The organism is Streptomyces sp. STR69, from assembly GCF_024519455.1.
Classification (GTDB): Bacteria; Actinomycetota; Actinomycetes; order Streptomycetales; family Streptomycetaceae; genus Streptomyces.
Window position 1 is genome coordinate 95,873 of the sequence record NZ_JALJRY010000002.1, and the last position, 22,921, is coordinate 118,793.

Genomic DNA, 22,921 nt, shown 5'->3' on the forward strand with positions numbered 1-22,921 from the left:
TGGACGGAACCCGTGCCGGCTTGTGGCCGGACCAGGGCAAGAAGCCGAAAGCGTCAGAAGTAGTAGGCGGACATCGCCTCGTGGAGCCATGCGGGTTCCCGTACGGCCTCGCTGTCCGGCTGGAAGAGCCGCTGGTACGGCTTGACGTCCAGGACCGGGGTGCCGTCCAGTGCGTCGAGCGCGCGTACGTGCAGGGTGAGGCCGTCCACGCGGACCAGTTCGCAGCGGGAGACGCCGAGCCGGTTGGGGCGTTCCTTGAGCCGCTGGGCGAGGATGCCGAGCCGTGGCAGGTCGGTACGGCCCCTGGGGTGGACCGCTCCGGTGACCGCGTCCGACTCGGGGACGAGATGGAAGTGGAAGACCACTTCGAGATGCGAGAACTCCTCCAGACCGGTCACGGCCTCGGGCTGCAGCACCGTGGGGTCCAGCTCGATGAGCGAGGTGACCCCGCCCCAGTGATCGTGCCGGGGCACGGCGCGGGGGGAGCGGACGACGCCGATCGGGCGGACGCCGTAGGTGGTGGGGGTCGCGTCGGGTTCCTGTGTCTGCTGTCGGGACATGGTGCGAGCGCTTCCTTTCCGGACAGGTCCTGGGGCGGTCAGGTCAGGGGCGTGACCGCGGACAGGAGGTCGACCTGCTCCCGCAGCCGGCGGCCCAGGACCTCGACCTGGCCGGGCTCGACCATCGTGAAGTGGTCGCCCGGTACGTCGCAGACCACCGCGCGGGCGGCGACGTCCCCCCACCCGAGGTCGTCGGGGAGCGTGCCGCCCTCCAGGGAGCGGTCCGTCACGCGGAAGACGGTGACGGTGCCGTCGTAGGGCTTGATCCGGTAGGCCGCGAGGGCGTCGAGGTTGAACTGGTACATGTCGATCATGCGGCGCAGCCGGTCGGCGTCGAAGTCGGCGGGCATCGTGCCCGCGGCGACGGCCCGCCGCACCAGCTCCGCGGCCCGGGTGGCCGGGTCAAGACCGCGCAGCCAGTCGATGTCCAGGTCCAGCTTGAGTCCGCGCCAGAGCAGAGCGCGCAGGGCGAAGTCCGGGTCACCGCTGGGTTCGACGGTGATACGGGTGTCGAGCAGCCCGACGAGGCCGACCCGCTCGCCCCGTTCCCTCAGCCGGCGGGCGGTCTCGTAGGCCAGGAGGCCGCCCATGGAGTAGCCGATCAGATTCCATTCGGCGCCCTCGGGATGGACGCCGCGCAGCTGCTCGATGAAGGCCTCGGAGATCTCCTCGATCGAGCCGAGGGGCTCCTCGCCGGGCAGCAGACCGACCGACTGCACGGCCCAGAAGGGCTGGTCCCGCCCCATGGCGCGGGCGATCGGCGGATACAGCAGCACGGTCCCGGACACGGGCGGCAGGGCGTAGACGGGGCTGCCGCCCGAGCCGGCCTGGATGCGCACCAACTGACCCTGACGGTCCGCCGTGCCGCGGCGGACGATCTCGGCGAGCTCCGCGACGGTGGCCGCGGACAGCAGGTCGGCGGCGCTCAGATCGACCTGGAAGAGCCTGCGCACCTCCACGGTGAGCCTGATGGCGAGCAGCGAGTGGCCGCCCAGCGAGAAGAAGTCGTCGTGGATGCCGATGTCCGTGCGGTTGAGCAACCTGCGCCACACATCGGACAGTTGGAGCTCGATGCCGTCGCGGCCGAGGCCGGTGGACGGCACGGCGGTGGATTCCCGGTTGACCATCGTGTTTCCCCCATCAGGTGGTGTCGGTTGTACGGCGCCCCGGAGCGCTCAGACGGCGGTGACCGCCGTCGCACCGGCCGCGTCCGCGGTGGCCCGGCGCTTCTGCGCCCACCGGACGGCCGGTGCCATCGACAGTCCGCCGACCAGGAACACCGCGCCGAGCACCAGCCAGCCGGGCCTGCCCCAGTCGATGAGGAGCAGGGTCAGCGAGACCGGGCCGAACATCTGGACGGCGGCTATTCCGGTGTTGAACAGGCCCTGGTACTGGCCCTGTTTGTCCGCGGGAGCGAGTTCGTAGCCGATCAGCCAGGAGCCCGCCGACTGCACCATCTCGCCGTGGACGTGCAGGGCCGCGGCCACCACCAGCACCGCCGTCGCCGTCACCGCACCGCGGCCGGCCGACAGGGCGAAGGCCGCGCAGCAGGCGAGCAGGACGACGCCCGCCACCCGGAAGGCGCGGACCGCCGGTTCCAGGGCGTCGATCTTCTTGGTGACGGGCACCTGAAGGGCGACGACGGCGAGGGTGTTGAACAGCAGCAGCACGGCGGTGAGCGAGTGCGGTGCGTCGGTGCGCAGCGCGATCCAGAGCGGGAGGATCACCTCCAGGATCGGGATGTGCAGCAGCATCACCATGTTGATCAGGGCGAGGACCGCGTAGGGGGTGTCGCGCAGCACCGCCAGCCGCGGCTCACCCGGCGGGCGCTCCGGCGAGGGCGGCACGGCGGGCAGCCGCAGGAACAGCAGCCCGCACACGACGAAGCTCAACGCGTTCCCGGCGAACGTGAGTTGATAGGCAGCCTTGGTGTCCCACAGCAGGGCCAGCCCGCCCAGCGCGGCTCCCGCCGACACCCCGGCGTTGGTGACCACCCGGACCTTGGCGCGGACCCGCACCAGACTCTCGCCGCTCAGCACCGCCGGAATCAGCGCCTGGCGCGCCGCGTGCGCGCCGCGCTCGAAGAGCGCGTACAGGAAGGCGATGACGACGAACAGGGGGTACGAGTCGGTCGCGAGGTACGCGGCGGTGGCGAGGCCGGCCAGTATCAGGAGCGCCGCCGCGGTGCCGCGCGGGCCCCTGCGGTCGGCGAGATGGCCGAAGGGGACTCCGGCGAAGAGGCCCGCGATCCCGGCGATGCTGAGCCCGAGGCCCAGTTCGGCCGGTGAGAAACCCACGATCCGGATGAAATAGAGCGCGGAACACGTCAGGAACACGCCGTTTCCGACGGAGTTGGCGAGTGTGCCGAGCACCAGGGTGCGCGCGGGCCCCTCCTCGATGAAGGAGGATTTCATGGTGTTTCTTTCTCTTCGTGGGACGCGGGGAAGTGATCGCGGTAGAAATCGCGCATCGCGGCGGTGATCTCGTCCGTATTGCGATGGCAATCGGAATGGGAGCCCCGGATGAATTCCAGCCGCAGGGACGCGCTGTCGCGCCGGGACAGGCGCTCCCGCTCGTCGGCCAGGATGTTCCGGCTCTCCTCGGCCGCCAGCACCAGGACGGGAATGCCCAGCCGCTCCAGCAGATCCGGCAGGTGTCCGAAGTCGTAGGTCCAGCGCAGCAGACTTCCCTCGGCCCACTCGTCCGCCACGTGCAGGGCGGGGTGCGCGTCGAAGGACTGGTCGATCACGACCAGGCTGCGGACCTGGGACGCACCCCAGGTGACCGCGGAGACGGCCGCCACCAGGCCGCCGTACGAGTAGCCCACCAGGTGCAGTTCGCCGGGGAGGGCGTCGGCGAAGCGGTGCACATCGGCGGCGAAGTCCAGCACCGAGTAACCCCAGTTGGGCCGGTGGCTGTCGCCGTGGGCACGCAGGGAGGGGTGGACGGCCACCGAACCCGGCGGGCAGAGCGCGTCGCCGACCGGCCTCAACTGCCCCTTGTCACCGCCGAAGCCGTGCAGCAGCAGCATGCTTCCCGGCGCTCCGCCGGCTCCGGGCAGCCCGGGGACGGCGTCGTGGTCCAGCAGCTCTATGCCGCTGCTGTGTCCTGCCAGAAGCGGTCTGGGAAGAATGCGTGCTTCCTGTGTGAAGGCCCTCATCGAACAAACCCCCTCGAATGTCCGGCCGACCCGGCCTCAGTAAGATTCACGATCGATGGCCCGTGAAGTCAACGCCGGCAGCCGTCCCCGGAACCGGGTACGTGACACCAGGTATGAGGGGCCCGTATATCTGTTGAGGGCTGCCGGGAATTCGGTCGCCCAGGGTTTTGCCACCGGCAGATCTGGAGGGCCTTCCATGGGAGTCGGACTCATACACCAGGCCGTCGCGCACCAGGCCCGGACGGCGCCAGAGGCCCTCGCGGTGGTGGACGGCGACATCCGCCTCGACTACGCGACGCTCGACGCGGTCGCGGACGACTGGGCGGGACACCTGGCAGCGGCCGGGGCCGGGCCGGGCACGCTGGTCCCCGTGCAACTGCCGCGATCCGCCCGGTTGTACGTCGCGTTGCTCGCGGTACTCAAGTGCGGCGCCGGCTACGCGGCCCTGGACCCCAGATGGCCGCGGGAGCGGGTCGACGGCGTGCTGGGGCAGCTGGACGCTCCCGTGCTGGTGACGGACCTGGCGGAGATGTCCGCGCGGCAGCCGGTGTGGCGGCCCCCGGCCGAGCTGTCGGCTCCCGACGCCGGGGGCGACGGCTTCCGCGGGTACGAAGGACCGGCGGAAGCCGCCGCGGCGGTCTTCTTCACCTCCGGCACCAGCGGCACCCCCAAGGGAGTGGTGTCACCGCACGCGGCCACCACACGTCTCTTCACGCCGGACGGGCCGCTCGCCCTCGGCCCCGGCACCGTCATGCTGCAGGCCGCACCGGCTTCCTGGGACGCCTTCTCCCTCGAACTGTGGGGCACGCTCACGACCGGCGGCACCTGCGTCACAGCCAGGGACGACTACCTCCTGCCCGACATGCTGCGGCAGGCGGTCGACACCTGCGGGCTCAACACCGGCTGGCTGACGGCCTCCCTCTTCAACCTCTTCACCGAGATCGACCCGGACTGCTTCCAGGGCCTGCGACGCCTCTACATCGGCGGCGAGAAACTGTCGACCGCCCACGTCGGCGCCTTCCTCGACCGGCACCCCGGGATCCGGCTGCTCAACGGCTATGGCCCGGTGGAGAGTTGTGTGTTCGCCACCGTCCATCCCATCGCCGCACACGACTGCGACGCGGAGTACGGCGTTCCCATCGGCCGCGAGGTCCCCGGTACCGCGGTGCACGTACTGGACGACACCGGCGGCGTGTGCCCACCCGGTGACGTGGGCGAACTGTGCGTCAGCGGGGCCGGACTGGCGCTGGGCTATCTCGGCGACCCGGCCCTGACCGAAGCCCGTTTCCAGGAAGCCCGGGTCGCCGACGCGCACCTGCGCCTCTACCGGACGGGCGACCGCGGTTTCCGCGACGCCGACGGTGTCCTCCACTTCACCGGCCGCACCGACCGGCAGGTCAAGATCCGCGGCTACCGCATCGAGCCCGAGGAGATCGAGGCGCACGCGGCCGGACTGCCGGGGATCACGCACTGCGTGGCCGTCCCCGTACCCGGACGACTGGGCACCTACGAACGGCTCGCGCTCTTCTACACCTCCGCCACCGAGGACTCCGACCGCACCGACGGCACGGAGAACTCCGTGCTGTTGCGCCGTTCGCTCGGCCAATTGCTGCCCGCCCACGCGGTGCCGGACGTCGTACGGCGGGTGGACCGGCTGCCGGTCACCGCCAACGGCAAGGTCGACCGTTCCGAACTGCTGGCCCTGCTCCCGGGCTGACCGTTTCCCCCGCCTGCCAATGAGCGAGAACCCGTACCCACCCCCTCCGCCACAGAGAGGCGTTGTGCCATGCCCGTCATCACCCTCATGTCGCCCGACCCGAGCCCGGGCGGCACCGGCCTGGCGCAGGTCGCGAAAGCGGTCACCGGGCTGCTGCGCATTCCGGTGGAGCACTGCTGGGTGACCTGGCAGCAGTTGGGCGCCGACGCGTCGCACCGCCCGGAATGGCAGCGCGCAGCCGCGGGCGCGCGCGCCCCCATCGGCTTCGTCACCTGCAAGGAGACCTATCCGCAGGAGACCGTGGGGCGGCTGTTGCGGCTGCTGCGCGACGAGCTGAGCACACTGCTCGGTGTGCCCGGCGACGAGGTCTATCTCGCCGTGCACCGCGCCGTACCGGGCGAGTTGCTGATCCGCGGAGACGTCTGGGCGGGAGACGGCCAGCGCCCGGCCGGGGCGGTGTCGGTCCCGGCGGGCCGGGCGGTCGGTGACGTGACCCCCTGAGGTCCGAGCCGGACGCCGAGGTCAGTAGCCGTAGCGGTTCTTGATGTGGCGCCAGAAGTCCCGGATCATCCACTGGTCGAACTCGGTGATCTCCGTCGCCGATCCGGCGTTCATGATGAAGCCGCCGACGTCGGGTGTCGGGGTCCAGTCGTAGAAGTCGTCGAGGCCGAAGGTGCGGCCGACTTCGTGCAGGTAGATGTGCAGGTTCTCCTCGTCCAGGGCGTTCGTGAAGTACTCCTGGTGCAGGCGTTGTCCCCAGTCGCCGCCGGCGTCGCCGAAGCCCATGCCCTTGGTGAGCCAGAGGGACTCGTCGTAGTGGTGTGCCGCCTTGCCGGGGCACTGGGAGTAGTCGCCGTCCTGGTGGAAGAACCGGCCGCAGGGTTCGGCGCATTGGGGTGCGCCGCCCTCGTCGAGGTTGCCGGCGTAGATGTCGACGGAGTCGTCGTCCCCCTTCAGGGTGGAGCGGTCCTTGACGGCCCAGCCCACGACCTTGACCTGCACGGAGGCGTAGGGCCACTGGTTGTAGCGGTAGTTCTTGAAGCCGTAGATGTCCGGGTACGTCGAGGCCATGTGGTCCCAGGTGTCGCCGAGTTGCTCGTCGATGCCGGACGGCGGGTTCCACTCGGCGGCACTCGCGGCTGTGGTGATCGCGGTGGCCGTGGCGTGGGGGTGGGGGTGGCCGAGGTGGTGGTCTCGCTCGGCGTCGGCGTCGGCGTCGGCGTCGGTGTCGGGCTGCTGGACTCGCTGAAGCTGGGGGCGACGGTCTCCCCGGGGACAACGTGCCGTTCCAGCTCGTGTTCTTGACGGTGACGGTCGTGCCGGACTGCTGCCAGTCGCCGTTTCAGCCCTGGGTGATCTTCTCGCCTCCGCCGAGTTCGAAGGTGAGGGTCCAACTGGTCTGCTGCACACCCCTGTTGGTGATTCCGACGGTCCTTTGGAAGCCGTCCGTCCACTGGCCGGCGACGTTGTAGTCCACCGCGCAGGTCGGTTCGGCGCCGTTGGCCAGCAGCGGTACCAGCGCGCCGGTTCCGGCCACGAGTGCGGCGGCGACCGCGAGGGGGACCGGGCGCAGGAGGCGGTGCCTCAGGCGGTGAGACGCACGGGGTGGTCTCATCGGGTGGTTCGTTCCCTACGTGCTCCCCGACGGGCGGGGTCGGGGAGCACGTCGGCGCTACTTGACGGTGGCCTTGCTCTGCACGACGTACGCCGGGCCCGAGGCCGGCTTGATGGTGGTGGAGGTCGTGCTCACGGTGGCGTTGCGCACGGTCAGGCCCGTCTTCGCGGTGATGTTCACCGAGGTCAGGGTCAGTCCGGTGATCGGCCGTTCCGGTACGCCCACGATCTGTCCGGCCGTGTTGGCGCCGGTCGCGGTGATGTTGGCGATGGTGATGTCGTGGTAGTTCGGGGTGGTGCTGTTGATCGTCTGGGCGGCGTCGCCGTCCGCCGGGATCGACGGGTAGTACCCGGTGATCTGGATCGGGGTCGTCACGTCGGTCATCGTCAGGTTCTTGTAGGTGACGGCGTGGATCTCACCGGCCCTGCCCCGCGCGGACTTGATGCGGACTCCGGCGGTGGTGCCCTTGAGGGTGTTGTCGTGGATGTCGATGTCGTAGATGCCGCCGGCCGTGTAGCTGCCGATGGACAGGCCGTGGCCGTGCAGGATCGTGCAGCCGCTCAGTGAGATGTCGTGGGAGGGGCCCTCAGAGGAGGAGTTGATGGCGATGTTGTCGTCGCCGGTGTCGATCGTGCTGTTGGTGACCGCGACGCCGGAAGACGACCACACGTCGATGCCGTCGGTGTTGGGGGCGTCCGACGGGGCCTGGACGGTGATGCCGTCGATGGCGGTCGAAGTCACCTTCTTGACGGTGATGTTGACGTTGGGGGCGTTCTTCAGCGTGATCCCGGTGATCTTCAGGTTCGAGGCGTTGCTGAGGGAGACCAGGCCGGGGCGGGAGGAGAGCGTCTTGCCCGCGGCCTTCTCCTGGTTGATCAGGGTCCACCATGGGGCACCCTGGCCGTCGATCGTGCCCGCGCCGGTGATCGTGAGGTTGTTCACCCCGGAACCGCCGAGGAGCGGGGTCGGCTTGCCGCCGGACAGCGGGTAGTCAGCTGCGTCCTGGGAGGCCAACAGGGTTGCTCCGGAGTCCAGTTGGAGCGTCATGTCGGCGGCCAGGGTCAGGGCGCCCGAGAGGTACTTGCCGGCGGTCAGCTCGACCGTGCCCTTGCCCGCGCAGGCGTTGATCGCCTTCTGCAGGGCCGCGGTGTCCTTCGTCGTGCCGTCGGCCTTCGCGCCGTAGGCGGTGGGCTTGCAGACCGTGCCGGACGCCGGGCTCGTCGTGGTGGACGTGGCGGTCGGATTCCAACCGTCCGAGCCCGCCAGGTACTTCTGCGGGGTGTAGTTCGCCGCCTGGGAGTCGGTCAGTTGCGGGCGACTGGAGTTGACCGTCGCGCCCGCACCCGTGTTCTTGTACTCGCTGAACCGCGCCTTCGTCCACACGGCGCTGGACATGTCGCTCCACGGCTGGGCCGTGTTGACGAACGCCCCGATGGTGGACTCCCGGTAGAGCACCTGCGCGTCCTGGCGCCACGGGCGGCCGAGGCTGCTGGTGCCCGCGGTTCCGGCTCCGGTGATGTTCGACTTGTAGAAGAGGTAGCCGTAGGTGCGGGTCGCCGGAGTGCTGGCCGCGGTGAGGTAACCCCCGCTGCCCAGCTGGTGGATGTCGCTCCGGTCGAAGACCGCGATGCCGCCGCCGAAGATGAAGTCGACGGTGCCTTCGACGTAGGACTTCGAGAAGTACGCCCGCGCGGAGTCGTTGACGAGCAGGGTGTCCTGGTGGCCCAGGAGCCGCACGTCGGTGAGGACCGCGCGGTCGGCGGACAGGCTCAGGGCCACCGCCTGGCTCGGGCTGGCCGCGTAGTCGTAGTCGTTGGAGATCGTGAGGTTCGACGCGGAGAAGTCGTGCCCGTCGACGAACGCCGTCGCGCTGCCGAAGGTGCCGTACGTCGTGCCGTCCGCCTTCTTCGTGCTCGCCCCGTGGTTCTCGACGAGTACGACGTCGGAGGCGCTGGTCCCCAGGCCCTTCAGGGTGACGTAGGGCTTGTTGCTCGGGACGGTGAACACGCCCCGGTAGGTGCCCTTCTTGACGGCGATGGTCACCGGCCCGGTGTTGTTCGCCGGGACCTTGTCGATCGCCGCCTGGACGGTGGTGACGTCACCGGAACCGTCCGCGGCCACCGTGATCGTCGTGCCCGTTGCCTTACTGGCGGACGGGCTTGCGGCCGGGCTCGGGGTCGCGGTCGTCGTACCGGTGCCGGCCTGGGTGAGTGTCCAGCGCTTGTTGCTGTTGGTGGTGCAGGTCTCCTGGATGACGGCGGCGCCGGACGCGGTGCTCGCCTTCGCGTCGCTGACGCACAGACCGCTGTTGACGTTGACGATCTGGAAGGTGTCGTCGCGCGCAGGCTTCACCGTCCAGAGCTGGTTGGCCTGGTCGGTTCCGCAGCCCCACTGCTGGAGCCGGACCCCGTCGGCGGTGGAGCCGCCGGGGACGTCGAGGCAGAGTCCGCTGGCGGCGGACCTGATGGCGAACCTTCCCGATCCCCGGTCGACCAGCGTCCACTGCTGGTTGGCCTGGTTCTGGCCGCAACCCCACTGCTGGATCAGCGCACCGCTCGACCCGCTGCTGCCGACCAGGTCCATGCACAGCCCGCTCTTGGCGACCGCGAGCGTGTAGGTGCCGGCCTTGGCTTCGGCCGTCTGCCCACTGGTTCCCGTGACGACGGTGGCCGCCGTCGCGACACCGCCCACGACGACCAGTGCCGCCCCGCCGGCCGCCGCGATGCGCCACTGGGCCCGCTTGCTCCGGGCCCGTCTGCCACGTCTGAGGTACATGCCGTTCCTTTCTCCGCTGTCACCACGGAGACGACGCACCCCGGCGGGCCATAACAAGTTCGGCACCACGAATTTCCTGCAGAGGCACGAACGGGGCTGCTCCTGCCTGATCTTGGTCCGTTCGCACGCCTGTGCCATCATGACCGCCTCCATCTGAGGGATCACTCTGTGAGGGCGCATTGCGCGAGGTTCCGGCACGACCCATGACCGATACGGCGGCCCGTCCGCCCGGAGCCGACCCGTCCGCGACCGACCTGGTCAACGCGGCCCGGTCCGGCGACGCCGACGCGCGGACCGCCCTGTTCCGCGAGTATCTGCCGCTGATCTACAACATCGTCGGGCGCGGTCTGCACGGGCACGCGGACGTCGACGACGTCGTGCAGGAGACCATGCTGCGCGCCATGCGGGCGCTGCCCGAACTGCGCGACCCCGAGCGGTTCCGGTCCTGGATCGTGGCCATCGCGATCCGGCAGATGCACGACCACAGGCGCCGGAACAAGGCCGCGCTGGCCCGCCACACGCAGGTGGCCGACGCGGCCGAAGTCCCCGACCCCGTCGGCGACTTCGCCGAACTCGCCGTCGACCGCGAGACGTTGTCCCGGGCCGGCAGCGACCTGCTGGAGGCCAGCCAGTGGCTCAGCGACGAGCAGCGCCGGACGCTGGCGCTGTGGTGGCAGGAGACCGCCGGCCAGTTGACCCGCACGGAGGTCGCCGAAGCGCTGAACCTGACCGTCCCGCACACCGCCGTACGCATCCAGCGGATGAAGGCCAAACTCGAAGTCGCCGTCGGTGTGCTTGCCGCCTGGCGGGCCCGGCCGCGGTGCGCCGAACTCGACTCCCTCGCGGGCGGCGGCAGGGGAGTGCCGGGGGGACGGCTGCTGACCAGGCTCGATCGTCATGTGGCCCAATGCCCGCAGTGCGGGGCGGCGTTGGCCTGGCGGTCGATCGACGACCTGCCGATCCGGATCGGCGCCCTCGCCGTCCCGGCCGCCCTGGTGGCATCGATCCCGGGTCTCGTCAGCCAGCACGCCGTGACCCCCGGACTTGCGTCCTCGCTGCTGAACACCCTGCACCACGCACTGGCCCGGATCTCGGCGAAGTCGGCGACCGTGGCCGTCGGCACCACCGCGACGCTCGCCGTCGTCATCGGCGTGACGGTCCATCAACTACCGCCGCACGCCCACGGAACCGAGGCGGCGCAGAGCCCGGCCCGGAGTGCCGGAGCCCCGTCGCGCCAGCCGGGCCGGGCCCCCTCCGGTACGACACCGTCCGCCACCCCGACGACCGCGTCCCCCTCCTACTCCGGCGTCACCACCGCCGACTACTACGTCGCCCCCACCGGCGACGACGCCAACCCCGGCACACTCGCCCGCCCCTTCGCCACGCTGACCCGGGCCGTCGCCAAGGCCCGCCCGGGCCAGACGGTCGCCCTCCGCGGAGGCACCTACCGCCCCGCGACGACGATCGCCCTCACGTCCTCCGGCACCGCCGGGCACCGGATCACGGTGAGCAACTACCGTGACGAGCAACCCGTGTTCGACGGATCGGACCTCCCGGCCACCGGCACGCTCATCGCCCAGAGCGGCGGACACGTCACCGTGCAGGGCATCGAGATCGTCGACTCCCCGGGAAACCCGTACGTCTGCACGTCCTGCCACGACGACGTCCTCGCCCGGCTCGGCGTGCACGGCAACGCCGGGACGGGACTGGTGCTCCACGGCGCCGGGACCCGCGACAACCTGATCCTCGACAGCGACTTCTACGACAACCACGAGACCGGCTCCACCGGCGGACACATCGACGGCCTGGTGTTCAACGACGGCTCCGGCAGCGGAAACCGGGTCAGGGGATGCCGGATCTACGACAACTCCGGCGACGGCGTCGACCTCAGCGGCTTCGGCGACGCCGTGACCGTCGAGCACAGCCGGGCCTTCGGCAACGGCGTCAACCGCTGGGGCATCGCCACCTTCTCCGGCGGAGGCAGCGGCTTCAAGCTCGGCGGCGACGCGGGGATCCGGGTCGCCCACGTCGCCTCGAACAGCGCCGCCTGGGACAACGCGGGCTTCGGATTCACCGAGACCGGCAGCTCGGGAACACCCCGACTGACCAACGACACCGCCTACCGCAACGGCGCGGCGGGCTTCGCCTTCGTCCACTCCGCCGCGACACTTCAGCGCAACCTCGCCCTGGCGAACCACCCCGACGACTGGCTGGGCACGCAAGCCCGGCACAGCGGCAACTCCTGGGACCAGTCGGGCTGGACGGCGGCGGCACTGCACACCGCCGACGCCGACTCGGCGACCGCCCCGCGCCGCCGCGACGGGCAACTGCCCAGTACGCCCTTCCTCGGCAACAGCAAGGACCCGTCCATCGGCGCGGTGTTGACGTCCTGATCACCAAGCGTGTGCCCTCGTGGGGGATCGGGCGTGCTACGCGCTGCGCTCGTTGTCGCCGACGGCGGCGGTGTCCGTCTGGTCGTCCTGGTCGAGGGTCGCGGCCCAACTGGCCAGCAGTCGAAGGCTGTCGTGGGCCGGGGTGCCGGGTTCGGCGCTGAGGGCGGTGAGGGTGAGGCCGGGCTCGGTGGGGATGGGCATCGCCTCGAAGGGGAGGGTGAGTTCGCCGATCGCGGGGTGGTGGAAGTACTTGATGCCGGTCTGGTGCAGGCGTACGTCGTGGGCGGCCCAGAGGGTGCGGAACTTCTCGCTGCGGGTGGACAGTTCACCGACCAGGTCGGTCAAGTCCCGGTTGTAGGGGTCGCGTCCGGCCTCGGTGCGCAGCAGCGCGACTGCTCCGGCCGCCTGGCGTTCCAGCTGGGGCAGGAAGTCGGCGGCGCCGGGGTTGAGGAACTCGTAGCGGGCGAGGTTGACGGGCCGGGCGGGGTCGGCGAAGACCGGGGCGTACAGGGCGCGGCCGAGCCGGTTGGTGGCGAGGATGTCGAGGCGGCCGTTGCGGATGAAGGCCGGGGCCTCGGTCATCGCGTCGAGCAGATGCTGCAGGCTCGCGCGGATCGCCTGCGGCGCCCGTCGGCGTGCCGGCCGGCGGCTGGTGTTCGCCGTATGCGCGAGGTCGTCGAGGTGGGCACGCTCGGCGTCGTCGAGCTGGAGGGCGCGGGCGAGGGAGTCGATGACGGGTTCGGAGACGCCGGAGAGGTTGCCGCGCTCCAGGCGGGCGTAGTACTCGGCGCTGACGCCGGCGAGCAGTGCGACCTCTTCCCTGCGCAGCCCCTTGACTCGCCGGTTGCCGCTGTAGGCGGGCAGGCCCGCCTGCTGGGGCGTGATCTTGGCGCGGCGGCTGGTCAGGAACTCGCGTACCTCGCTCCGGTTGTCCATGGCTTCGAGGCTACGTCGGCTTGTCCGGTGGTGTCTCCGGCTGAGGGGTGTACTGGCAGTACACGTATCAACGAGTCCTTCCACGCGCGCGTGACCTGCAGTTTCATCGGTAATGGCGCAGGACGCGCCACGGTGGAAAGGACATGGACGATGACGGAGAAGACCCAGTCCCCGGGTCCGCGCGAGCTGTTCGGGGACACCGCTCCCGCACTGGCCGGCTACAGCGAGGACGTGCTGTTCGGGCAGGAGTGGAAGAGCCCGGAGCTGTCCCCGAGGGACCGCAGCCTGGTGACCGTGGCGAGTCTGATCACCAGCGGCAGCAGTGAGCAGCTCACCTTCCACATCCCGCTGGCCAGGCAGAACGGCGTCACCGAGGAGGAAATCATCGGGACGATCACCCACATGGCGTTCTACGCCGGCTGGCCCAGGGCGATGTCCGCCCTGACGGTGGCCCGGGAACTGTTCCGCACGGCCTGACCCCACTCTCACCTGCACGCCCCCTTCTGACACCGACGCAAGGAGCACGTACCACCATGGAGATCCTCAAGCAGCCCGCGACCATGAAGCTGCCCCCGCACATGTTCGCCGGTGACGTCTGGGCGGACGTGATCCACCGGGGCGAGGAGCCTTCCCGGGCGCGGGCCAACATGGTCCGTTTCGCACCCGGCGCCCGTACCGCCTGGCACAGCCACGGCCTGGGGCAGACCCTGCACATCGTGTCCGGAGTCGCCCTGGTCGGCACCCGGGACGGCGTGATCATCGAGGCCCACCCCGGTGACACCATCGGCTGCCCGCCCGGCGAGGAGCACTGGCACGGCGCGAGCCCGGACCAGTTCATGGAGCACCTCGCCCTGTGGGAGGGCGACGACGTCAACTGGCTGGAGCACGTCACCGACGCCGAGTACGACGGCCCGCGCACCAGCACCCGTACCTCGCGCTGAGCTCAGACCGCAGAGCGGTACCCCCACCTGCCGCCTCGACAACGCCGTGACGGCCGACTCGCCGCCGAGCGCCGCCGGCCGGACCGTCGCGACGCGCTGTTCACGCCACCGGGCGAGCTGATGGAACGCCGACCTGTTCCCCTCGCCCGGGTGCCGGCAGCCGCTCGGCGCCGAGCGGATCATCGCGATGAGCCGCCACTCCTCCCGCCAGCGACTGGCCGTCGGCTTCGGCGCCACGGACATCGTCGCCGAGCGCGGCGAGGACGGCGTCGCCCGTATCAAGGACCTCACCGGAGGCATCGGCGCGGACGCCGTCCTGGAGTGCGTCGGCACCCAGGAATCCATGCGCCAGGCCCTCCACTCCACCCGCCCCGGCGGCAACGTCGGCTTCGTCGGCGTCCCGCACGACGTGGCCATCGACGGCGATGAGTTGTTCTTCTCCCACGTCGCCCTGCGCGGCGGCCCCGCCCCGGTACGCCACTTCCTGCCCGACCTGATCGACCGGGTCCTGAACGGCCGTATCGAGCCCGGCAAGGTCTTCGACCTGACCCTGCCGCTGGACCAGGCCGCCGAGGGCTACCGGGCCATGGACGAGCGCCGCGCCGTCAAGACGCTGCTGCGCCCCTGACCCGCCGACCCACGACCCGCGATCCACGATGGGAATCACCTCTCATGACCCCGACCTACGACTTCCGTGACCAGGTGGCCCTCGTCACCGGCGCCGCCTCCGGCATGGGCCTCGCCACCGCCCGCGCCTTCGCCGAGGCCGGTGCCGCGGTCGTCCTGGCCGACATCGACGAGAAGGCCGTACAGCACGCGGCCGAGGAACTGACGGCGGCCGGTCACCGGGCTATCGGTGTCGTCTGCGACGTCACGGACGAGGCGCAGGCCGCCGCGACGGTCGACCGCGCGGTGGCGGAGTACGGCCGCCTGGACATGGCGTTCAACAACGCCGGCATCCAGGTCCCGCCCAGCGACGCGGCCGACGAGACGGCCGAGAACTTCGATCACGTCAACGCCGTTAATCTGCACGGTATTTGGGCCGCCCAGAAGCACGAACTGCGCCGGATGCGGGAGCAGGGCAGCGGCGGCGCCATCGTCAACTGCTCGTCGCTGGGCGGGTTGGTGGGGCTTTCGGAGCGTGCCGCGTATCACGCGTCCAAGCACGGGGTGATCGGCCTGACCAAGAGCGCGGCGGTCGAGTACGCGCCCAAGGGCATCCGCATCAACGCCGTATGTCCCGGCGTGATCGACACCCCGATGGTCGCGGACATGCTCGAAGGGCAGGCCGAGGCCATGGCCGAGATCATGAAGCAGCAGCCGATCGGACGGCTGGGCCGGGCCGACGAGATCGCCGCAGCCGTGCTGTGGCTGTGCAGCCCCGCCGCGAGCTTCGTGGTCGGCGTCGCACTGCCCGGCGACGGCGGATACACCACGAGCTGACCGGTCGCCGTTCCGTGCGGCCGAGGCCACGACGGCACGGATCCAACGCTTTCCCGTGCTCCCGCTCACCACGTCGCCGTCCACCCCTGGTGACGTCGCCGGTTCGCGCGGCGCGGCCACCACCGCGCTCGCGGCCGCCGTGCTGGGCTTCTTCTGATCGTCGTCGTGATGATCCCGGTCGGTTGCTGCGGAGCGCCGGCCATGCAGCCGACCGCCGGCCTGCTCCTGGAGAACGTCCCCGCCCGCCGCCTCGGCGTGGCGAGCGCGGTGTTCAACACCAGCCGCCAGATCGGCGGCGCCCTGGCCGTGACCGCCTTCGGGACCCTCCTCGCGCGCCGGACGAACCCCCTGCCCGGACTCCGCGCAAGCCTGTTCATCGCCGCGGTGATCGTCATCGCCACCGCGACCGCGAACGTCCTCCCCGAACGGCGCGGCGCCCTGAACAGCTGACCCCGGCACCTGTCCCCAACCCGTCCGGGACACCACCCCCAACCGCACACGGAGAACCACGATGAGCACCTGGAACCGGGCGCAACTGCGCTCGTTCGCAGCCGCCGACGACCTGCACATCTCGCCGTACCGCGAGGACGGCCGCACCTACGGCACACCGACCTGGATCTGGTCCGTCGTCGCGGGCGGCGACCTCTACGTCCGCCCCTACAACGGCCCCAACTCCCGCTGGCACCAAGCGGTGTTGTCGCAGAAGGGCGGACGCATCCGAGTCGCGGGCACGGAACACGAGGTCGCCTTCGCACCGGCGGACAACACCGTTCTCGACGCGGTCGACGACGCCTACCGCGTCAAGTACGCCTCCAGCCCCTACCTGGAGCCGATGCTGCGCAGCGGCCCCCGCTCGACGACCGTCCGCATCACCCCTGCCGCATAGGCGCAAAGGAGCGTCACCATGGAGTACACCCGTCTCGGCATCACCGGCCTGAAGGTGAGCCGCCTCGCTCTCGGCTGCATGAGTTACGGCGACCCGACCGTCCCGCGTGCCCACCCGTGGGCGCTGACCGAGGACAGGGCCGCGCCGTTCTTCCGGCAGGCCGTCGAGCTGGGCATCACCTTCTGGGACACCGCCAACGTCTACCAGGCGGGCACCTCCGAGGAGTTCGTCGGCCGCGCGATCCGCGAGTACTCACGGCGCGAGGACATCGTCCTGGCCACGAAGGTGCGCGGCCCGATGCACGACGGTCCGGGCCGTCTTGTGACCCTTCCAGAACTTTCCTGCGTAGCGAAAGCCCTTGCCGGCACTGAACGTGGCCTCATCGGCCGTTGACGCCCTGCGTCCGCGACCTTCGCGCCGCCAGGAACGCCAGCGCACCGCCCGCCACCAGCAGGACGGCGGCGCCCGCCCGCAGCAGGACTCCGTCCGTGCCCGTGGCGGCGAGTCCGCCGCCGGTCGTCGTCCCGCCGTTGGTTCCTGCCCCGGAGCCGGACGGGCTCGCGGTGGCCGTGGCCGACGGGGACGCGGAGGCGCTGGGCGACGGGCTGGATGTCGCCGAGCCGGTGGTCTTCACCGTGATCGTCGCGGTGTCGTTCGACGCGTCGTCGTCACGATTGGGGTACTCGGGGTTCTCCACCGCCCGCACGCTGCCCTGCGCGCCGGGGACGACCCGGTCGATCCGTACCGTGAACTCCTGGGTCACGGAATCGCCCGGCTTGAAGTCCGTGCTGGCGATGTCGCAGGTGTAGCTCTTCGCGCCGGCCTTGCGCGGTGTGCAGTTCCACAGCGGCCCGGGGTCGCCCTGTTCGCCGGGGGCGGGGACGCCGGTGATGGTCGTGCCGGCGGGCGGGGTCACCACGAACGTGCCGGAGTCGTCGGCGTCCATCCACCGGAAGTTCATCCAGCCCGGCCCGTTGTTCCGCACACCCACGGTGATGCTCACCGTCTCGCCGACCTTGCCCTCGACCGTGTCGCCGAGCGCCTGGTAGTCGGCGTGCTGGGTGGTGGCGAAGGTGCCGTACCCGGAGCCGGTGAATCCGGAGCCGGCGGCGACGGACTTCAGGCCGAGCGGTGCACCGGTGCCGGTCCCGGGGAAGTCGGACGGGTCGAAGGAGCCGGGCGCGGAGCCGCCGACCGGCCACACGACGTAGGAGTTGTAGCCGTACATCGTGTCCTTGGAAGCGGTGTAGCGCAGCGGCGCGTCCGTCTCGTAGGCCGCGCCGGGCGCGACCGGGGTGTCGAACCGGCACCAGGCGCCGACGTCGGGCCGGTCCGAGTAGTGGCAGTTGGAGTGGTCACGGGCCAGAGAGACGCCTTCCGAGTCCTGCACCAGCAGCATGACGCCCTTGTCGGCGGGGGCCGTGCCGGTGTTGGCGAAGGCCGGGGTGCGCTCGAAGACGGCGCCGGGCGCGATGCCCTTCAGCGCCGGGTAGGGCCGGGCGACGAGCTTGGGCCCGCCGATCAGAACGTCCGTCTTCCCCGTCACGGTGGCCGCGTCGGAGGCGGTGGCGGTGTAGGTGATGGCACCGGTGTCGCCCGCCTTGGCGGCCGCGGTGGGCTTCAGGAGGAACGGGTCGATCGATTCCTTGCCCGACAGCGGGCCCACGTCGCACCTCACCTTCAGGGCGCCGGTGCTCACGCAGTCCCCCGTGACCACCATCGTCGCCTTCCCGGCGAGGGACGACGCGTCGATGGCGACCGAGACGTCATGGGCGTCGCCGCCCGAGGCGGTGATGGCGAGGTCCAGGTTCGGGCCCTCGCCCGTGGTGGGGAGGTAGTAGTTCTCCTGGGTGTCCAGGACGAGCGTCGTTCCGGCGGCGTGTGCGGCCGGGGTCGCGACCGCCATAGCGGCGGTCGCGAATGCGGCGGCAGCAGCTGTCCGCCATGTTCTACGTATCGTCAGCACACCACGTGGACACGTCAGAGCACCGGAAGGTTGCGTCCGAGTGGCCGTCAGCTGACAGACGGGTTCCACTCTGGGAACCTCTCCAGAGCACCCGAACCAGCGACAGCCGACGGCCAGAAGTTCACCGGGAATCCGTACGGACCAGCGCGGTATCCCCCAGGCCAGAGGCCGCGTTTCCGCAGGTCACCGAATTCCGCCGGTAGCCCTCGGCACGCAGTGGATCGGCTGCCCACGCACCGTCGTTGGACGGATTGCCCGGATCTTGGTCACGTCCGCTGGTGTGCTGACCGCGACGGTTCAGCGGCATGGACGCAGGCCGCCGGGGTCTCCGGGACGACGTGGCCGTGTTGAGCCATGGATACGCGGTAATTCGCTGGCGTCGCGGCCGTTGCACCTTCTAAGGTCGGTGCTGTTAGAGCGGCAACCTTGCGCTGCCGCCGGTGACTTGGCTTGTGCTGTGGGAGGTGTGACCGATGGCTGTCTCTGTGATGGGCGCTGCCCGCATCCGGAAGTTCATCAAGTCCACTCCCGTGGTCTCCGGCTGACCTCTCCTTTCTTCCCGCGCCTGGGTGCGCGGTGCCGGGGCCACCCTTGTGAAGGGTCACCCCTTGTCTTTCTCTTCTCTCCCGGGTTCGTTCTCGTCGTCTTCCTCTTCCGTGCATCCGCTGCAGCCCTACGGCTGGGACGCGGACCGGGAGGCCGAGTTCGCCCCCTTCGCCGGGCAGGGTCTGCTGCCCGGCCGTGTCGTACGGGTCGACCGTGGCCTGTGCGATGTCGTCACGTCGGCCGGTACGGTCCGTGCCGACACCGAGTTCGTCGTGCCCCGTGACCCGATGAAGGTCGTGTGCACGGGTGACTGGGTCGCCGTCGACCCGGCGGGCGGCGACCCACGCTATGTGCGGACGCTGCTGTCGCGTCGTACCGCCTTCGTGCGTTCCACCTCCTCCAAGCGGTCCGAGGGGCAGATCCTCGCGGCCAATGTCGACCACGCGATCGTCGCCGTACCGCTGACCGGGGATCTCGACCTCGGCCGTATCGAACGGTTCCTCGCGCTCGCCTGGGAGTCCGGTGCCCAGCCCGTCGTCGTGCTCACCAAGGCCGACCTCGTGCCGGACGCGGTGACGTTGTCGTATCTCGTCCAGGACGTGGAGACCGCGGCGCCGGGCGTGCCGGTGTTCGGTGTCAGTGCCGCGACCGGGGAGGGGATCGACGTGCTTGCCGCGGTCGCCGCGGGTGGTACGTCCGTGCTGCTCGGGCAGTCCGGTGCCGGCAAGTCGACGCTCGCCAACGCACTGCTCGGCGAGGACGTGATGGAGGTCCGGGCGACGCGTGACGTGGACGGCAAGGGCCGTCATACGACCACCACGCGCAACCTGCTCGCCCTGCCCGGCGGCGGTGTCCTGATCGACACGCCGGGGCTGCGCGGTGTCGGACTGTGGGACGCGCAGACCGGGGTCGGGCAGGTGTTCGCCGAGATCGAGGAACTGGCGGGGAAGTGCCGTTTCCAGGACTGCGCCCACATCGCGGAACCGGGGTGCGCGGTGCTGGCCGCTGTCGAGTCGGGCGAGCTGCCCGAGCGCCGGCTCGACAGCTACCGCAAGCTCATGCGCGAGAACCAGTGGATCGTTGCCAAGACCGACGCCCGACTCAGGGCCGAACTGCGGCGCGACTGGAAGCGGAAGGGGGCGGAGGGGAAGGCGGCGATGGAGGCGAAGCGGGGGCGCTGGGCCTAGCGGCCCGGCTCGGTCCCGTCCGACGTCAACGCCCCGTCCGATTTCCGCCAGCCCCACCCCCGGGGATGGCGGAGACTGGACGGCGTGATGGACGAAGACACCAGGTACGAGGCCGTACGGAGCCGGGACGCCCGGTTCGACGGCGAGTTCTTCTTCGGCGTCGCGACCACCGGGATCTACTGCCGGCCCAGCTGTCCGGCCGTGACTCCGAAGCGGCGCAACGTGCGGTTCTTCACGACGGCCGCCGCCGCGCAGGGCTCGGGGTTCCGGGCCTGCCGGCGGTGCCGCCCGGACGCGGTGCCGGGGTCGGCCGAGTGGAACGTGCGCGCCGATGTCGTGGGCCGCGCCATGCGGCTGATCGGCGACGGAGTGGTGGACCGCGAGGGCGTCGCCGGGCTCGCCGTACGGCTGGGATACAGCGCACGGCAGGTCCAGCGGCAGCTCACCGCCGAACTCGGCGCCGGTCCCGTCGCCCTCGCCCGGGCCCAACGGGCGCACACCGCACGCGTACTCGTGCAGACGACCGACCTGCCGATCACGGAGATCGCGTTCGCGTCCGGGTTCGCCAGCGTGCGCCAGTTCAACGACACGATCCGCGCCGTGTACGCGTCGACCCCCAGCGAACTACGCACCAACGCGCCCAGGACATCGCTCAGGACATCGCCCAGGACATCGACTAAGGCGCCGACCAATTCATCTGCCAGGCCACTGGCAAAGGAGCTGGTCAGGGCGGTGGACAACGCGTCGGCCGACGGGACCGTCCCCGCCACCGAGCCGTCCGCCGGAATTCCGTTGCGGCTCGCGCACCGGGGCCCGTACCAGTCCGCTGCCGTCTTCGACCTGCTGCAACGCGAGGCCGTCCCCGGCATCGAGGAAGTCACCGGCATCCCCGGCCGCCGCACCTACCGCCGCACCCTCCGCCTCCCCTACGGCACCGGGATCGTCGCGGTCGACGAACGCCCCGGCACCCTCAAGGGCGTGCCCCGCGACCGTCCCGTCGTCCCGCCCGACCAAGCGGCATCCGGCGCCCATGAGAGCGACCGGCTCGCCGGCGCCGTGTCCGGCCCCCATGCGGACGGTCGGCGCGACGGGGCCGTATCCGGCACCCACGCGGACGGCCCGTCCGACGGCGTCGCACCCCGCTCCCACCCCGGCGGCTGGCTCGACGCCCGTCTGCATCTCACCGACCACCGCGACCTGACCACCGCCGTACAGCGGCTACGACGTCTCTTCGACCTCGACGCCGATCCGTACGCCGTCGACGAGCGGCTCGGCGCCGATCCCCGGCTCGCCCCACTCGTCGCCGCCCGGCCGGGCCTGCGTTCACCGGGCGCCGCCGATCCGGAGGAACTGGCCGTGCGGGCGCTGGTGGGGCGGGCGGAGGCCGAGCGGCTGGTGCGGCGCCACGGCCGGACGCTGGACGCCCCGTCCGGCAGCCTCACCCACCTCTTCCCCGAACCGTCCGTGCTGGCCGAGGCCTTGCCCGCCGAGCCCCTGGCCGGCCTCGTCACCGCCCTTGCCGACGGCACCGTACGACTCGACGTCGGTGCCGACCGGGACGACGCCCAGGCAGCCCTGCTCGCGCTCCCCGGCGTGGACGAGGCCACGGTCGCCGTCATCCGCGCCCGCGCCCTCGGCGACCCCGACGTGGCACCGCCCGGCGCCGACATCCCGGACGCCTGGCGCCCCTGGCGTTCCTATGCCGTACAACACCTGCAACACCTGCGCACAGCAGGGGAGTTGGAGTCTCCATGACCATCCGTTGGACGAGTTTCGAGAGCCCCCTGGGGCAGCTGCTCCTCACCGCCGACGAGCGCGGCGCCCTCACCTCCCTCTCCGTCCCCGGCCAGAAGGGCGGTCGTACCGTCCAGCCGGAGTGGCTGCAGGACCCCGGCCCCTTCCGCGCGGCCGGCGAGCAGCTCGCCGCCTACTTCGCCGGTGAACTCAAGGAATTCCAGCTGGAGTTCCACACCTCCGGCACGGACTTCCGCGAGCGGGTGTGGAACGCGCTCGACTCCGTTCCGTACGGTGCGACGACGACGTACGGCGAGATCGCCGCCCGGATCGGCGCGTCCCGGGCCGCCGTGCGGGCCGTGGGCGGGGCGATCGGTGCCAACCCGCTGCTGGTCGTCCGTCCCTGCCACCGGGTGATCGGCGCCGACGGAACACTGACGGGCTACGCGGGCGGCCTCGACCGCAAGGTCCAACTCCTCACCCTGGAGGACGCGTTGGACTCTTCGAACCAGTCGGACTCCTCGAACTAGTCCGTCTCCAAGCCCCAGCTGTGGATCCGCCGCGGGTGAATGCGAATCACCTCCTCGCTCATGTGCGGCCCCAACTCGTGCGGGCCGACGAGGAGTTCGGCCTCGCCGCGGATGTCGATGCCGCGTACCCGCCACGGGCTGACGCTGACGATGTCGTCCACGACCAGCGCGACCTTCGGGTTCGCCCGCAGGTTGCGCCACTTCTTCGTCGTACCCATCGCATACCCGCCGACGAGGATCGTCCCGTCGTCCTGCGGGAAGAAGCCGACGGGATTGGCCTGCGGTTGTCCCTGGGGGTCGACGGTGGCCAGTCGCCCCAGCCGCTGCGACTTGAGGTACGCGCGCTCGGCCTCGGTGAATTCGGTCATGCCCGCAGCCAAACACGCCCGCCCGCCCACCGCATCGGCTTCAGGGACCAGGACTTCCGTCCTACTCCGGACAGGCGGATACGGCGGCGGCCACCGGTGCTGCTCCGCAGTCCGCCCCGCTCCGCGTGCCACGGTCGCCTCCTCGTGTTCGGTGGGGAGAGGCG

Annotated in this window: 22 protein-coding genes and 1 pseudogene; 13 read left to right on the forward strand and 10 right to left on the reverse strand. The window is 70.8% G+C overall.

The annotated features are described in order from the left end of the window. Positions 1-53: 53 nt before the first annotated feature. Genes OC490_RS04140 through OC490_RS04155 form a run of 4 tightly spaced genes read right to left on the reverse strand, consistent with a single transcriptional unit; the run spans position 54 to position 3,720 of the window. Complete coding sequence (locus tag OC490_RS04140) at positions 54-560, reverse strand: SAM-dependent methyltransferase (protein ID WP_262056402.1); 507 nt, start codon at positions 558-560, stop codon at positions 54-56. Between the two features lie 38 nt (positions 561-598). Continuing rightward, positions 599-1,687, reverse strand: coding sequence for a thioesterase domain-containing protein (locus tag OC490_RS04145; protein WP_262056403.1), 1,089 nt, complete (start codon positions 1,685-1,687; stop codon positions 599-601). Positions 1,688-1,735: 48 nt separating this feature from the next. Further along, on the reverse strand, positions 1,736-2,974 hold the full coding sequence (locus OC490_RS04150) for an MFS transporter (RefSeq protein ID WP_262056404.1): 1,239 nt from the start codon (positions 2,972-2,974) through the stop codon (positions 1,736-1,738). Continuing rightward, complete coding sequence (locus OC490_RS04155; protein WP_262056405.1) at positions 2,971-3,720, reverse strand: alpha/beta fold hydrolase; 750 nt, start codon at positions 3,718-3,720, stop codon at positions 2,971-2,973. The genes OC490_RS04150 and OC490_RS04155 overlap by 4 nt, the downstream gene beginning before the upstream one ends. A gap of 196 nt (positions 3,721-3,916) precedes the next feature. On the opposite strand from OC490_RS04155, the gene OC490_RS04160 reads away from it, so the two are divergent. Both OC490_RS04160 and OC490_RS04165 read left to right on the forward strand, forming a co-directional pair. Further along, the gene (locus OC490_RS04160; RefSeq protein WP_262056406.1) at positions 3,917-5,437 is read left to right on the forward strand and encodes an amino acid adenylation domain-containing protein; all 1,521 of its coding nucleotides are present in this window, start codon (positions 3,917-3,919) and stop codon (positions 5,435-5,437) included. A 69-nt stretch (positions 5,438-5,506) separates the two neighbouring features. Then, positions 5,507-5,938, forward strand: a complete 432-nt coding sequence (locus OC490_RS04165) for a hypothetical protein (protein ID WP_262056407.1) — start codon at positions 5,507-5,509, stop codon at positions 5,936-5,938. A gap of 21 nt (positions 5,939-5,959) precedes the next feature. Here OC490_RS04165 and OC490_RS04170 read toward each other — a convergent pair whose 3' ends face one another. The 3 genes from OC490_RS04170 to OC490_RS04180 all read right to left on the reverse strand — a co-directional run bounded on the left by OC490_RS04170 (position 5,960) and on the right by OC490_RS04180 (position 9,827). Beyond that, entirely contained in the window at positions 5,960-6,508 is a 549-nt protein-coding gene (locus OC490_RS04170) for a hypothetical protein (RefSeq protein WP_410098532.1), read from the reverse strand. Positions 6,509-6,779: 271 nt separating this feature from the next. Then, the gene (locus OC490_RS04175; protein ID WP_262056408.1) at positions 6,780-7,052 is read right to left on the reverse strand and encodes a cellulose-binding domain-containing protein; all 273 of its coding nucleotides are present in this window, start codon (positions 7,050-7,052) and stop codon (positions 6,780-6,782) included. A gap of 57 nt (positions 7,053-7,109) precedes the next feature. Further along, positions 7,110-9,827 carry a pectinesterase family protein gene (locus OC490_RS04180; RefSeq protein ID WP_262056409.1) on the reverse strand — a complete coding sequence of 906 codons (2,718 nt, stop codon included), beginning with the start codon at positions 9,825-9,827 and terminating at the stop codon, positions 7,110-7,112. Positions 9,828-10,030: 203 nt separating this feature from the next. Between OC490_RS04180 and OC490_RS04185 the strand changes: the two genes are divergently transcribed. Further along, entirely contained in the window at positions 10,031-12,220 is a 2,190-nt protein-coding gene (locus OC490_RS04185) for a sigma-70 family RNA polymerase sigma factor (RefSeq protein ID WP_262056410.1), read from the forward strand. 36 nt (positions 12,221-12,256) lie between these two features. Here OC490_RS04185 and OC490_RS04190 read toward each other — a convergent pair whose 3' ends face one another. Beyond that, positions 12,257-13,156, reverse strand: a complete 900-nt coding sequence (locus tag OC490_RS04190; protein WP_262056411.1) for a helix-turn-helix transcriptional regulator — start codon at positions 13,154-13,156, stop codon at positions 12,257-12,259. Between the two features lie 150 nt (positions 13,157-13,306). On the opposite strand from OC490_RS04190, the gene OC490_RS04195 reads away from it, so the two are divergent. The 7 genes and pseudogenes from OC490_RS04195 (at position 13,307) to OC490_RS04225 (ending at position 16,819) form a co-directional block, all read left to right on the forward strand. Continuing rightward, positions 13,307-13,633 (forward strand): carboxymuconolactone decarboxylase family protein, encoded by a 327-nt coding sequence (locus OC490_RS04195; protein ID WP_262056412.1) that lies wholly within the window; start codon positions 13,307-13,309, stop codon positions 13,631-13,633. Positions 13,634-13,689: 56 nt separating this feature from the next. Further along, a complete protein-coding gene (locus tag OC490_RS04200) occupies positions 13,690-14,097 on the forward strand; it encodes a cupin domain-containing protein (protein WP_262056413.1) in 408 nt (135 codons plus the stop codon). Positions 14,098-14,260: 163 nt separating this feature from the next. Beyond that, positions 14,261-14,725 (forward strand): annotated as a pseudogene (locus tag OC490_RS04205) (zinc-binding dehydrogenase); the annotation flags it as partial. A gap of 44 nt (positions 14,726-14,769) precedes the next feature. After that, entirely contained in the window at positions 14,770-15,540 is a 771-nt protein-coding gene (locus OC490_RS04210; RefSeq protein ID WP_262056414.1) for a glucose 1-dehydrogenase, read from the forward strand. 201 nt (positions 15,541-15,741) lie between these two features. Beyond that, positions 15,742-15,990, forward strand: coding sequence for a hypothetical protein (locus OC490_RS04215; RefSeq protein WP_262056415.1), 249 nt, complete (start codon positions 15,742-15,744; stop codon positions 15,988-15,990). A gap of 61 nt (positions 15,991-16,051) precedes the next feature. After that, on the forward strand, positions 16,052-16,426 hold the full coding sequence (locus tag OC490_RS04220; RefSeq protein WP_262056416.1) for a DUF2255 family protein: 375 nt from the start codon (positions 16,052-16,054) through the stop codon (positions 16,424-16,426). Positions 16,427-16,444: 18 nt separating this feature from the next. After that, on the forward strand, positions 16,445-16,819 hold the full coding sequence (locus tag OC490_RS04225; RefSeq protein ID WP_410098534.1) for an aldo/keto reductase: 375 nt from the start codon (positions 16,445-16,447) through the stop codon (positions 16,817-16,819). Here OC490_RS04225 and OC490_RS04230 read toward each other — a convergent pair. Beyond that, a complete protein-coding gene (locus OC490_RS04230) occupies positions 16,806-18,332 on the reverse strand; it encodes a hypothetical protein (protein WP_262056417.1) in 1,527 nt (508 codons plus the stop codon). The two genes, OC490_RS04225 and OC490_RS04230, sit on opposite strands and share 14 nt — an antisense overlap. A gap of 725 nt (positions 18,333-19,057) precedes the next feature. Here OC490_RS04230 and rsgA point away from each other — a divergent pair. The 3 genes from rsgA (at position 19,058) to OC490_RS04245 (ending at position 22,389) form a co-directional block, all read left to right on the forward strand. Then, positions 19,058-20,125, forward strand: coding sequence for a ribosome small subunit-dependent GTPase A (gene rsgA, locus OC490_RS04235; protein WP_410098571.1), 1,068 nt, complete (start codon positions 19,058-19,060; stop codon positions 20,123-20,125). Positions 20,126-20,212: 87 nt separating this feature from the next. Next, complete coding sequence (locus OC490_RS04240) at positions 20,213-21,880, forward strand: DNA-3-methyladenine glycosylase 2 family protein (protein ID WP_262056770.1); 1,668 nt, start codon at positions 20,213-20,215, stop codon at positions 21,878-21,880. Further along, complete coding sequence (locus OC490_RS04245; RefSeq protein WP_262056419.1) at positions 21,877-22,389, forward strand: methylated-DNA--[protein]-cysteine S-methyltransferase; 513 nt, start codon at positions 21,877-21,879, stop codon at positions 22,387-22,389. The genes OC490_RS04240 and OC490_RS04245 overlap by 4 nt, the downstream gene beginning before the upstream one ends. Here OC490_RS04245 and OC490_RS04250 read toward each other — a convergent pair. Then, complete coding sequence (locus OC490_RS04250) at positions 22,386-22,757, reverse strand: PPOX class F420-dependent oxidoreductase (protein WP_262056420.1); 372 nt, start codon at positions 22,755-22,757, stop codon at positions 22,386-22,388. The genes OC490_RS04245 and OC490_RS04250 overlap by 4 nt on opposite strands. Positions 22,758-22,921: the final 164 nt, after the last annotated feature.

Coding starts and splice junctions, on each gene's coding strand:
- OC490_RS04140 (WP_262056402.1), bottom strand. CDS start 560: ATGTCCCGACAGCAGACACAGGAACCCGACGCGACCCCCACCACCTAC.
- OC490_RS04145 (WP_262056403.1), bottom strand. CDS start 1,687: ATGGTCAACCGGGAATCCACCGCCGTGCCGTCCACCGGCCTCGGCCGC.
- OC490_RS04150 (WP_262056404.1), bottom strand. CDS start 2,974: ATGAAATCCTCCTTCATCGAGGAGGGGCCCGCGCGCACCCTGGTGCTC.
- OC490_RS04155 (WP_262056405.1), bottom strand. CDS start 3,720: ATGAGGGCCTTCACACAGGAAGCACGCATTCTTCCCAGACCGCTTCTG.
- OC490_RS04160 (WP_262056406.1), top strand. CDS start 3,917: ATGGGAGTCGGACTCATACACCAGGCCGTCGCGCACCAGGCCCGGACG.
- OC490_RS04165 (WP_262056407.1), top strand. CDS start 5,507: ATGCCCGTCATCACCCTCATGTCGCCCGACCCGAGCCCGGGCGGCACC.
- OC490_RS04170 (WP_410098532.1), bottom strand. CDS start 6,508: ATGGCCTCGACGTACCCGGACATCTACGGCTTCAAGAACTACCGCTAC.
- OC490_RS04175 (WP_262056408.1), bottom strand. CDS start 7,052: ATGAGACCACCCCGTGCGTCTCACCGCCTGAGGCACCGCCTCCTGCGC.
- OC490_RS04180 (WP_262056409.1), bottom strand. CDS start 9,827: ATGTACCTCAGACGTGGCAGACGGGCCCGGAGCAAGCGGGCCCAGTGG.
- OC490_RS04185 (WP_262056410.1), top strand. CDS start 10,031: ATGACCGATACGGCGGCCCGTCCGCCCGGAGCCGACCCGTCCGCGACC.
- OC490_RS04190 (WP_262056411.1), bottom strand. CDS start 13,156: ATGGACAACCGGAGCGAGGTACGCGAGTTCCTGACCAGCCGCCGCGCC.
- OC490_RS04195 (WP_262056412.1), top strand. CDS start 13,307: ATGACGGAGAAGACCCAGTCCCCGGGTCCGCGCGAGCTGTTCGGGGAC.
- OC490_RS04200 (WP_262056413.1), top strand. CDS start 13,690: ATGGAGATCCTCAAGCAGCCCGCGACCATGAAGCTGCCCCCGCACATG.
- OC490_RS04210 (WP_262056414.1), top strand. CDS start 14,770: ATGACCCCGACCTACGACTTCCGTGACCAGGTGGCCCTCGTCACCGGC.
- OC490_RS04215 (WP_262056415.1), top strand. CDS start 15,742: ATGCAGCCGACCGCCGGCCTGCTCCTGGAGAACGTCCCCGCCCGCCGC.
- OC490_RS04220 (WP_262056416.1), top strand. CDS start 16,052: ATGAGCACCTGGAACCGGGCGCAACTGCGCTCGTTCGCAGCCGCCGAC.
- OC490_RS04225 (WP_410098534.1), top strand. CDS start 16,445: ATGGAGTACACCCGTCTCGGCATCACCGGCCTGAAGGTGAGCCGCCTC.
- OC490_RS04230 (WP_262056417.1), bottom strand. CDS start 18,332: ATGGCGGTCGCGACCCCGGCCGCACACGCCGCCGGAACGACGCTCGTC.
- OC490_RS04240 (WP_262056770.1), top strand. CDS start 20,213: ATGGACGAAGACACCAGGTACGAGGCCGTACGGAGCCGGGACGCCCGG.
- OC490_RS04245 (WP_262056419.1), top strand. CDS start 21,877: ATGACCATCCGTTGGACGAGTTTCGAGAGCCCCCTGGGGCAGCTGCTC.
- OC490_RS04250 (WP_262056420.1), bottom strand. CDS start 22,757: ATGACCGAATTCACCGAGGCCGAGCGCGCGTACCTCAAGTCGCAGCGG.